9 protein-coding genes are annotated in these 10,225 nt (G+C 68.6%); 4 read left to right on the top strand and 5 right to left on the bottom strand.

Features of this window, described 5'->3' with window-relative positions; genetic code table 11:
• Positions 1–72 precede the first annotated feature (72 nt).
• The 3 genes from AC3XYG_RS18525 to murJ form a co-directional block, all read right to left on the bottom strand.
• The gene (locus AC3XYG_RS18525; RefSeq protein ID WP_489141331.1) at positions 73–309 is read right to left on the bottom strand and encodes a TfoX/Sxy family protein; all 237 of its coding nucleotides are present in this window, start codon (positions 307–309) and stop codon (positions 73–75) included.
• A gap of 22 nt (positions 310–331) precedes the next feature.
• The gene (gene trpS, locus AC3XYG_RS18520) at positions 332–1,336 is read right to left on the bottom strand and encodes a tryptophan--tRNA ligase (RefSeq protein ID WP_489141330.1); all 1,005 of its coding nucleotides are present in this window, start codon (positions 1,334–1,336) and stop codon (positions 332–334) included.
• Between the two features lie 61 nt (positions 1,337–1,397).
• A complete protein-coding gene (gene murJ / locus AC3XYG_RS18515) occupies positions 1,398–2,933 on the bottom strand; it encodes a murein biosynthesis integral membrane protein MurJ (protein WP_489141329.1) in 1,536 nt (511 codons plus the stop codon).
• Between the two features lie 516 nt (positions 2,934–3,449).
• Here murJ and chvE point away from each other — a divergent pair.
• The 4 genes from chvE to AC3XYG_RS18495 all read left to right on the top strand — a co-directional run bounded on the left by chvE (position 3,450) and on the right by AC3XYG_RS18495 (position 8,404).
• Positions 3,450–4,505: a multiple monosaccharide ABC transporter substrate-binding protein gene (gene chvE / locus AC3XYG_RS18510; protein ID WP_489141332.1), complete on the top strand. Its 1,056-nt coding sequence runs from the start codon at positions 3,450–3,452 to the stop codon at positions 4,503–4,505.
• 122 nt (positions 4,506–4,627) lie between these two features.
• A complete protein-coding gene (gene mmsA / locus AC3XYG_RS18505) occupies positions 4,628–6,178 on the top strand; it encodes a multiple monosaccharide ABC transporter ATP-binding protein (RefSeq protein WP_489141328.1) in 1,551 nt (516 codons plus the stop codon).
• Complete coding sequence (gene mmsB, locus AC3XYG_RS18500; protein ID WP_489141327.1) at positions 6,175–7,398, top strand: multiple monosaccharide ABC transporter permease; 1,224 nt, start codon at positions 6,175–6,177, stop codon at positions 7,396–7,398. The genes mmsA and mmsB overlap by 4 nt, the downstream gene beginning before the upstream one ends.
• Before the next feature lie 184 nt (positions 7,399–7,582).
• Positions 7,583–8,404: a hypothetical protein gene (locus AC3XYG_RS18495; protein ID WP_489141326.1), complete on the top strand. Its 822-nt coding sequence runs from the start codon at positions 7,583–7,585 to the stop codon at positions 8,402–8,404.
• Here the strand turns inward: AC3XYG_RS18495 and thiD are convergent.
• Both thiD and thiE read right to left on the bottom strand, forming a co-directional pair.
• Positions 8,393–9,226, bottom strand: coding sequence for a bifunctional hydroxymethylpyrimidine kinase/phosphomethylpyrimidine kinase (gene thiD / locus AC3XYG_RS18490; protein ID WP_489141325.1), 834 nt, complete (start codon positions 9,224–9,226; stop codon positions 8,393–8,395). The two genes, AC3XYG_RS18495 and thiD, sit on opposite strands and share 12 nt — an antisense overlap.
• The gene (gene thiE, locus AC3XYG_RS18485; protein WP_489141324.1) at positions 9,223–9,894 is read right to left on the bottom strand and encodes a thiamine phosphate synthase; all 672 of its coding nucleotides are present in this window, start codon (positions 9,892–9,894) and stop codon (positions 9,223–9,225) included. The genes thiD and thiE overlap by 4 nt, the downstream gene beginning before the upstream one ends.
• Positions 9,895–10,225: the final 331 nt, after the last annotated feature.

Here is a 10,225-nt window from a genome sequence, read left to right as displayed (position 1 = left end):
TCTCCCGCAAGCGGGAGAGGCAACACGTTGCCCCTGATGCGATCGGATGATCTGATCCGCTCCAGCCCGCCTCTATTCCACCCCGGCGTCGCGGCGCAGCTCGGCGCGCAGCTCCTGGGTCAGCGAGGCCCAGTGCTGGTTGGTCAGGGCGCCGTGCAGGGCGTAGAGCGCGTTGACGGTGATCTTCTCCGGCTGCGCCAGCTTCAGGCGCTGCCAGGCCGCGATCGGGCCGATGGCACGCAGCTCCGTCTCGGTGTTGATGCCGATCTCGGCCAGCCAGTCGGCGGTCTTCGGGCCCAGATTGGGCAAGGTGGCGATCGGGCGCTCTCTCTCATGGCCGCAGCAGCCCCATGATGTCCTGTACCTCGGCCAGCGTCGGCGCGGCCAGGGCCGCCGCCTTCTCGCCGCCCTGGCGCAGCACCCCGTCGACATGGCCGGGATCGGCCATCAGCCGGCGCATCTCGGCGCCGATCGGCCCCAGCACGGACACGGCGATGTCGGTCAGCGCGCCCTTGAACGCCGAGAACGGTGTGCCGCCGAATTCGGCCAGCACCGCCGGGATGTCCTTGCCGGCCAGCGCGCCGTAGATGTTGACCAGGTTCTCGGCCTCGGGCCGCGCCTCCAGCCCTTCGGCCTCGGTCGGCAGCGGCTCGGGGTCGGTCTTGGCCTTGCGGAACTTCAGCGCGATGGTGTCGGCGTCGTCGGTCATGTTGATGCGGCTGTAGTCGGACGGATCCGACTTGCTCATCTTCTTCGACCCGTCGCGCAGGCTCATCACCCGCGTCGCCGATCCCAGGATCTGCGGCTCCGGCAGCGGGAAGAACTCGACGCCGTAGCGCTGGTTGAACGACTGGGCGATGTCGCGGGTCAGCTCCAGATGCTGCTTCTGGTCCTCGCCGACCGGCACATGGGTGCCCTTGTACAGCAGGATGTCCGCCGCCATCAGCACGGGATAGGCCAGCAGGCCGTGCATCGCCGAATCCTGCTGCTTGCCGGCCTTGTCCTTGAACTGGGTCATCCGGCGCAGCCAGCCCAGCGGGGTGACGCAGGAGAACAGCCAGGCCAGCTCGCTGTGGCCGGGCACCTGGCTCTGCGCGAACAGGATGCTGCGGGCCGGGTCGATGCCGACCGCCAGCAGCGTCGCCGCCAGCTCGCGGATATGGGCCCGCAGCTCGACCGGGTTCTGCGGCTGGGTCAGGGCGTGCAGGTCGACGACGCAGTAGATCGTCTCGAACTCCGCCCCGTCCTGCAGCGCCACCCAGTTCCGCACCGCGCCGAGGTAGTTGCCGAGATGCATGTTGTGGGTGGGCTGGATGCCCGAGAAGATGCGCTTCATGTCCGCCGGTGCCGCAGAGGGTTGGGGAGGCTCGGTTTATGGCCGGGCCGGAGCAGCCGGGTCAACCCGGCAGATGCTTGCGACGGCGGAACCGGACCAGTTCGCCGCGATCGACGGCGCCGAATAGCAGGCACAGCGTCGCGTAGAGGACGGTACCGCCGGCGATCAGCGACGCCAGCGCGCCGCCGCCGGCGGCGCCCAGCAGGTGCCGGCCCAGCAGCAGCCCGGCCGCCATGCCCAGCGCGGCCAGCACGATCCGCCAGCCCCGACGCCGCAGACCGGCATCGACCGGCAGGGCGCCGCGGCGGTGCAGCGCCCAGGCCAGCAGCCCGGCATTGGCCCAGGCCGAGACGCCTGTCGCCAGCGCGATGCCGACATGGCCCAGCGGCCGCATCAGGATCACGGCGCCGGTGATGGCCAGGAGGGTGGCGACGGCACCGGTGCGCATCGGCGTCGTCGTGTCCGCCCGGGCGAAGCAGAGGGTCGAGAACACCCGCACCAGGATATAGGCCGGGATGCCCAGGGCGTAGGCGGCCAGGGCGCCGGAGACGGCGATGGTCTGCGCCGGGCCGAAGGCGCCGCGTTCGAACAGGGTGTGGATGATCGGGCCGGCCAGGGCGACCAGCCCGGCGGCGGAGGGCAGGCCCAGCAGCAGGCCGTATTCGATCGCCCGGCTCTGCGTCGCCGCCACATCCCCCGGCCGGTTCTCGACCAGCAGGCGGGTGAGGGTGGGCAGCAGGGCGGTGCCCAGCGCGATGCCGACGATCCCGAGGGGCAGCTGGGTCAGCCGGTCGGCGTAATACAGGGCGCTGACCGCGCCGGCCGGCAGGAAGCTGGCGATCAGCGTGTTCAGGAACATCTGGATCTGGGTGATGCCGGCGCCGACCGCACCCGGTCCCATCAGCACCAGCAGCCGGCGCAGGCGGGCGCCGATGCGCGGCCGCATCAGCCGGATCGACACGCCGTGGCGGCGGCAGGCCAGGGCCAGCCAGACCAGTTGGGCGATGCCGGACAGCGTGACCCCGACCGCCAGCGCCCGGCCGGGCGACCCCGCGATGTGGGTGCCGAACAGCAGGGCCACGATCAGCACCAGGTTGAACAGGATCGGCGCCGCGGCGAAGGGGGCCAGCTTTTCCTGCGCGTTCAGCACGCCGCCCAGCAGGGCCGACACCGACATCAGCAGCAGATAGGGGAAGGCCAGGCGGGCATAGTCCAGCGCCAGGGCCTGGCGGCTCGGGTCGGCGACGAAGCCGGGGGCGATCACCGCCAGGATGGCGGGCATGGCCAGCAGGGCCAGGATGGTCAGCGGGATCAGCACGGCCAGCATCGCCGCCAGCACCTCACCGGCGAAATCCAGCGCCGCACGCGGGCCGCGCTCGCCGCGCTCGGCCGCGTATTGCGGCACGAAGGTGACCATGAAGGCGCCGTCGGCGAACAGCCGGCGCGCCAGGTTCGGCAGCTTGACCGCGATGACGAAGGCGTCAGCCATCGGCCCCGCGCCCAGCAGCGCGGCGGTCAGGATATCGCGGGCGAATCCGGCAATCCGGCTGACGGCCGTCAACCCACCGACCGTCGCCACGCCGCGCAGCAGGGACATGGGCGCAGCTTTAGCCGGGTTTTACGGCTGCGGAAAGGCGGCGCGCGATGCGGTAGTATGCGCACAGGCCTGCGGCAAGCCGCCGGCGAGGTGTCCTTTGGCGGATCGGATTCCGGCGCGCTTGACAGCGTCCCGGCGCCGCAGGAAAGTGGCGGCCCATTTGTATGAGGATTAGCGGCGCCGGATGAACCGGGCCCGAGCCAGGGAGGAGCACATGAGATTCAGACACCAGACGGGGCGCCGACCTTGATGCCGGCGCCGCGGTCGACCCGGCCGTCGAACCGGGGCGGCCTGTCCGCTGCCGGGCGATGCCCGGGCCTCCGTGCGGCCTTGTCTTGCCCGGGCTGCAGGCGCCACACTCCATCCAAGCGCAGGAAAGCGAATGGTTCGGCTTAGGCGGCCCTGGGGGGCGGTTCATCCCGTGGGACGTCGCGTCGAAACCGGCCGCCGGGGCCATGCCGTTTCGGCACCTCCGGCGGCTCATCATAAAATCGAGGGAGAGATCATTTGAGCACGATGAAATCCGCAATCGCGGCAGTGGCGCTGGGGCTTTTCGCCCTCGCCTCCCAGGCACAGGCAGCTGACAAGGGCCTCGTCGGCGTCTCCATGCCGAACAAGGTCTCGGCGCGCTGGATCGCCGACGGCGACAACATGGTCAAGACGCTCCAGGCCAAGGGCTACAGCGCCGACCTGCAATATGCCGGCGACGACATCCCGACCCAGCTGTCGCAGATCGAGAACATGGTCACCAAGGGCGCCAAGGTGCTGGTGATCGCCTCGATCGACGGCACCACGCTGACCTCCGTGCTGCAGCAGGCGCATGACGCCGGCATCAAGGTCATCGCCTATGACCGCCTGATCCGCGACACGCCGAACGTCGACTACTACACCACCTTCGACAATTTCCAGGTCGGCGTCCTGCAGGCGGGCTCGCTGGTCAGCGCGCTCGGCGTCAAGGACGGCAAGGGCCCGTTCAACATCGAGCTGTTCGGCGGGTCGCCGGACGACAACAACGCCTTCTTCTTCTACAACGGCGCGATGTCGGTGCTGCAGCCCCTGATCGACGCGGGCAAGCTCAAGGTCGTCAGCGGCCAGTTCGGCATGGACAAGGTCGGCACCCTGCGGTGGGACCCGGCGACGGCCCAGTCGCGCATGGACAACCTGCTGTCGGCCTATTACGGCGACAAGCGGGTCGACGCCGTGCTGTCGCCCTATGACGGCCTGTCGATGGGCATCCTCGCCTCGCTGCAGGCGGTGGGCTACGGCACGACCGACCGGCCGCTGCCCTACGTCTCCGGCCAGGATGCGGAAATCCCGTCGGCCAAGTCGATCATCGCCGGCGAGCAGTACTCGACCGTGTTCAAGGACACGCGCGACCTGGCCAAGGTCACCGTCGACATGATCGATGCGGTCATGTCGGGCAAGGAGCCCCAGGTCAACGACACCAAGACCTACAACAACGGGGTCAAGGTGGTGCCGTCCGAGCTGCTGAGCCCGGTGCTGGTGACCAAGGCCAACCTGCAGAAGGTGCTGGTCGACGGCGGCTACTACAAGGCCGACCAGCTGAAGTGAGTTGATGCGGGCCTGAACCGGCCTGCGTCATGGGTGTTCGATGCCGTCATTGCGTGCTTCGGCCGTCGCCGGGGCCGCAATGACGGCTCTTTCGATCGAGACATTCGGGTAAAAGTTCCGGCATGGACAACATTCTCGAGATGCGCGGCATCACCAAGACGTTTCCGGGCGTCAAGGCGCTCAGCAACGTCAATCTCGCGGTCAGCCGGGGCGAGATCCATGCCGTGGTCGGCGAGAACGGGGCCGGCAAATCCACCCTGATGAAGGTGCTGTCCGGCGTCTATCCACACGGCTCCTATTCCGGCGAGATCCATTACGAGGGGCAGAAGCGGGAGTTCGGCGGCATCGCCGACAGCGAAAGCCTCGGCATCATCATCATCCACCAGGAACTGGCGCTGGTGCCGCTGCTGTCGATCGCCGAGAATCTGTTCCTCGGCAACGAGGTGGCGACGCGGGGCGTCATCGACTGGAACGAGACGCTGGTTCGGGCCCGGGCGCTGCTGCAGAAGGTCGGGCTGAAGGAAAATCCGGCGACGCTGGTGACCAATATCGGCATCGGCAAGCAGCAGCTGGTCGAGATCGCCAAGGCCTTGTCGAAGAAGGTCAAGCTGCTGATCCTCGACGAGCCGACGGCCAGCCTGAACGAAAGCGACAGCGACGCGCTCTTGGACCTGCTGCTCGAATTCAAGCGCCAGGGCATCTCCTCGATCCTGATCTCGCACAAACTGAACGAGATCACCAAGGTCGCGGATTCGATCACCATCCTGCGCGACGGCGCGACGATCGAGACGCTCGACGCCCGGGGCGGCCAAGTCAACGAGGACCGGATCATCAAGGGCATGGTTGGCCGCGACCTGACCGACCGCTATCCCGAGCGCGAGCCGAAGCTGGGCGAGACCCTGTTCGCGGCGGAGGGCTGGAGCGTCTATCACCACCTCCATGCCGACCGGCACATGATCAAGGGCGTCGACATCAATGTCCGCGCCGGCGAGGTGGTGGGCATCGCCGGGCTGATGGGGGCCGGGCGGACCGAATTCGCCATGAGCGTGTTCGGCCGGTCCTACGGCCAGAAGATCACCGGCAAGGCCTCGATGCGCGGCAAGCCGGTCGATCTCGCCACCGTCCCCAAGGCGATCGCCGCCGGCTTGGCCTATGTCACCGAGGATCGCAAGCAGCTGGGCCTGATCCTGGGTGATTCGATCCAGCACAACATTCCGCTCGCCCATCTCGACGGTGTGTCCAAGCACGGCGTGGTCGACGAGATGCGCGAACTCGCGGTCGCAATCGATTACCGGCGCAAGCTCAACATCCGCTCCTCCGGCGTGCAGCAGCAGGCGGTCAACCTGTCCGGCGGCAACCAGCAGAAGGTGGTGCTGAGCAAGTGGCTGTTCGCGGGGCCGCAGGTGCTGATCCTCGACGAGCCGACCCGCGGCATCGATGTCGGCGCCAAATACGAGATCTACACCATCATCAACCAGCTGGTCGCCTCGGGCAAAGGCGTCATCATGATCTCGTCCGAGATGCCCGAGCTCTTGGGCATGTGCGACCGGATCTATGTCATGAACGAAGGCCGCATCGTCGCCGAGATGCAGGCCGAGGACGCATCACAGGAAAACATCATGCGGGCGATCATGCGATCGAAGGAAAATATGCCCCGGGAGGCACGGCCGTGAGCACCGAAACCACTGCCCTGCAGACACGCGTGAACAGCCGGATCGGCGAGTTCCTCAAGAACAACATCCGCGAATACGCGATGCTGCTGTCGCTCGTCGCGATCATGATCTTCTTCCAGTTCGCGACCGAAGGGCGGCTGTTCACGCCGCTGAACCTGACCAACCTGATCCAGCAGAACAGCTACGTCGTCGTCCTGGCGCTCGGCATGCTGCTGGTCATCGTCAGCGGCCATATCGACCTGTCGGTCGGGTCGATCGCCGGCTTCGTCGGCGCGGTCGGCGGCGCCCTGATGGTGTGGGAAGGCGTCGATCCCTGGCTGGCCTGCCTCGCCTGCCTGATGCTGGGGGCCGTGATCGGCGCCGCCCAGGGCTATTTCATCGCCTATCGCAAGATCCCATCCTTCATCGTCACCCTGGCGGGCATGCTGGCGTTCCGCGGCCTGTGCATGATGACGCTGAACGGCGAACGGGCCGGGCCGGTGCCGAGCAACTTCCAGAAGATGTCCTCGGGCTTCATCGCCGACCTGCTCGGGTCGGTGCCGGATGTGTTTTCGGGCGGCACCGGCAAGATCTGGGTCACCACCCTGCTGATCGGCCTCGCGGTGCCGATCCTGCTGGTGATGTCCAGCATCCGCGGCCGGCGCAACGAGATCCGCCATGGCGTCGAGCAGGAGCCGCTGCTGTTCTTCCTGGTCAAGACCGCGGCGACCCTGGTCGCCCTGGCCGGGCTCGGCTACCTCCTCTCCACCTATAACGGCCTGCCGAACATCCTGATCCTGATGGGGGTTCTGGTCGTCCTCTATGCCTTCGTCACCACCCGCACCACCATCGGCCGCCGCATCTATGCCGTCGGCGGCAACCAGAAGGCGGCCAAGCTTTCGGGCATCAACACCGAGCGGCTGGTCTTCTTCACCTTCGTCAACATGGGGGTGCTGGCGGCGCTGGCCGGCCTGATCACCACGGCGCGCCTGACCTCGGCGACGCCGCAGGCCGGCACCCAGTACGAACTCGACGCCATCGCCGCCTGCTTCATCGGCGGCGCCTCGGCCTCGGGCGGCGTCGGCAAGATCACCGGCGTGGTGATCGGCGCCTTCATCATGGGCGTGATGAACAACGGCATGTCGATCCTCGGCCTCGGCATCGACCTGCAGATGGTCATCAAGGGCCTGGTGCTGCTCGCCGCTGTCGCCTTCGACGTCTACAACAAGAACAAGGGCTGATCCCAGCGTCGGCGAAGCTGATCGCGAGGTCGGCGAAGCCGATCCCGCCCGGGTCGGCACTTGCCGATCCCGGCGCGGGCGAAGCCCGTCGCCAGCGTCTGGCGGGAACAAAATCCGGTTCAGTCGCTTTCTGCGGGCGGGCGGTTTAACCGCTCGCCGCAGCCACTGACGACGAGATCCCGCGATGCAGACCCTGTCCGCCTTCCCGACCCGGCCGTTGCGGGTGCACGCGCCCAAGCCGAAGACGATCCGCCGCATCGTCCTGCTGATCGTTCTCGAGCTGGTCCTGATCGGGATGCTCGCCGCCCTGTTCCTGTGGATGGCGCCGCCGCTGCTGAACGATGCGCGGATCCGGCAGAACCCGGCGATCGCCGAAGATGGTGAGCTGGTGGACGGCAAGTGCCAGACCAAGCTGATCATGACCTTCTGCGACGCCACCCTGACGGCGCCGGGGCCGGACGGCACCGCCTTCCGCTCCGACGTCTCCTACTTCTTCCTCGACGTCCATCTCGGCGATTACGACACCGAGGTGGTGCAGAGCGCCGACGACCCGCATCTGCTGACCACCACCCTGGGCCTCGATTATTTCTGGGACCGGGTGCTGTGTTTCATCGCGGCCGTGGTGCTGCTGGTCATCGGCGTCATCGGGATGCCGCGCGGCATGCTCCGCCAGAACCGCGGCGAGCGTGAGGCCCTGGCCCTGGACGGCCAGGTGCTGACCCCGGTGCCGGTGACCATCCTCAGCGGCCGCAAGGTCAAGCGCATCATCACCTGGAAGTTCAGCTATCCGGCGGCCGGCCGCGAGGCGAAGGCGGATGCGACCACGGCCAAGGACTTCCTGCCCTTCACCCTCGATGCCCAGGGCAAGCGCGCCCTGGCCGTGACCGGCGCGTCGGGCGGCACGCCGTTCCTGCTCGATGCCGGCCTGACCCGGCTGGAGCTGACCGACGCGGAGCGCGAGGCCCTGCTGGAGGCCCAGCGGCAGGACCAGGCGTCAATCGCCTGATGGTTCGGCCCCCGGATTGTAGTCCCACAACGCGTGGAAGTGGTGCAGCGGCCCGTGGCCGCTGCCCACCGACAGCCGGTCGCTGGCCGCCAGCGCCCCGGTCAGGTAGCTCTTGGCCTCCCGCACCGCCCCCTCCAGCCGAGTATGCTGCGGCAGCAGCGCCGCGATCGCGGCCGACAGGGTGCAGCCGGTGCCGTGGGTGTTGCGGGTGGCGATCCGCGGCGCGTTCAGGATGGTGGTGCCGGACGGGGTCATCAGCAGGTCGGGGCTCTCCGCCCGGTCGTCGAGATGGCCGCCCTTCAGCAGCACGGCCCGCGGCCCCAGCGCCAGCAGCGCCGTGGCGATCTCCGGCATCTCGCTGAACCGCTCCACCGGGCGGCAGCCCAGCAGGTCGGCCGCTTCCGGCAGGTTCGGGGTGACCAGCTCGGCCAGCGGCAGGATCTCCTCGCGCAGCGCCGCGACGGCGTCCTCGCGCAGCAGCCGGTCGCCGCTCTTGGCCACCATGACCGGGTCGACCACCACCCGGGTCAGCCCGTGCCGGCGCAGGGCGTCGGCCACGGCACGCACGATGTCGGCCGTGGCCAGCATGCCGATCTTGACCGCATCGATCCGCACATCGGCCAGCAGGCAGTCGATCTGCCTGGTGACGAAGGCCGGCGACACCAGCTCGATCGCCTCGACCCCGCGGGTGTTCTGGGCGACCAGCGCGGTGATCACGGCGGTGCCGTAGACGCCAAGGGCGGAAAAGGCCTTGAGGTCGGCCTGGATGCCGGCGCCGCCGGACGGGTCGGTGCCGGCGATGCTCAGGAAGTTGAAGATCATGCCGTGCCCCTGCCATTGGTCACCGCGGCGCGGATCGCCCGGGCCGCGGCCTCCGGGTCGGCGGCGGCGCAGATCGCCGACACCACGGCGACGCCGTCGGCCCCGGCCGCGACGACGCTGGCCGCCAGGGCCGCATCGATGCCGCCGATGCCGACCACCGGCAGCGGCACCAGCCCGCGCAACGCGCGGAAGCCAACGATGCCGATCGCCGGCCGTGCCTCGGCCTTGGTCGAGGTGGCGAAGACCGGGCCGATGCCGGCGTAATCGGCGATGGCGGTGTCGACGGCCTGGGCCTCCGCCGCGTCATGCACGGTGATGCCGATGATGATCTCGCGGCCCAGCAGCCGGCGCGCGGTCTCCGCCGGCATGTCGCGGTCGCCCAGATGCACGCCGTCGGCCCCGACGGCCAGGGCCACGTCGATCCGGTCGTTGATGATCAGCGGGATGCTGTGCGGCGCCAGCACCGCCTGCAGCTGCCGTGCCGCCTCGATCAGGCCACGCGTGGTGGCATCGGGGTCGCGCAGCTGCACCAGGGTGACGCCGCCCCGCGCCGCCGCCTCGGCCACCGCCGCGACGCCGCGCGGGCCGCTCAGCCTGGTGTCGGTGACCAGATAGACCGACAGGTCGAAGCGCCGACGCCCCGTCGATCCGAATGCTTGAAACGCCATCGATTTCTCCGCCGCCGCGAGGGGGGAGCCCGGCGATCGATCCGGAGGGATCGGAGCCCGAAGGGGCATCGCATGACGGCTCCCTTCGCTGGCATGACCCAGATCAGGTTCGACGGGTCTGCTCTCAGAGCCCGTCTGGAAACGCGCCAAACGGCCGTCTGATGGCGGTTTTTCTGCTTCCGGTGCTCACGGACGTAGAGGTCCGCTGCGCTCCGGTGCTCAAAACCACCACCAGCCGACTCACGCCAACACGTTTCCAGACGGGCTCTCGGCCCGATACCGGGCACCCCGCGTCACTTCCGGATCGGAGGCTCGCAAGGGCCGGGCGGGG

Source organism: Inquilinus sp. (assembly GCF_057815775.1).
This window is presented reverse-complemented; position numbering and strand designations above follow the sequence as displayed.

What these genes read in the sequence shown, in the direction of transcription:
- mmsA (WP_489141328.1), top strand. Translation starts at nt 4,628, where the DNA reads ATGGACAACATTCTCGAGATGCGCGGCATCACCAAGACGTTTCCGGGC.
- chvE (WP_489141332.1), top strand. Translation starts at nt 3,450, where the DNA reads ATGAAATCCGCAATCGCGGCAGTGGCGCTGGGGCTTTTCGCCCTCGCC.
- thiD (WP_489141325.1), bottom strand. Translation starts at nt 9,226, where the DNA reads ATGATCTTCAACTTCCTGAGCATCGCCGGCACCGACCCGTCCGGCGGC.
- trpS (WP_489141330.1), bottom strand. Translation starts at nt 1,336, where the DNA reads ATGAAGCGCATCTTCTCGGGCATCCAGCCCACCCACAACATGCATCTC.
- thiE (WP_489141324.1), bottom strand. Translation starts at nt 9,894, where the DNA reads ATGGCGTTTCAAGCATTCGGATCGACGGGGCGTCGGCGCTTCGACCTG.
- AC3XYG_RS18495 (WP_489141326.1), top strand. Translation starts at nt 7,583, where the DNA reads ATGCAGACCCTGTCCGCCTTCCCGACCCGGCCGTTGCGGGTGCACGCG.
- murJ (WP_489141329.1), bottom strand. Translation starts at nt 2,933, where the DNA reads ATGTCCCTGCTGCGCGGCGTGGCGACGGTCGGTGGGTTGACGGCCGTC.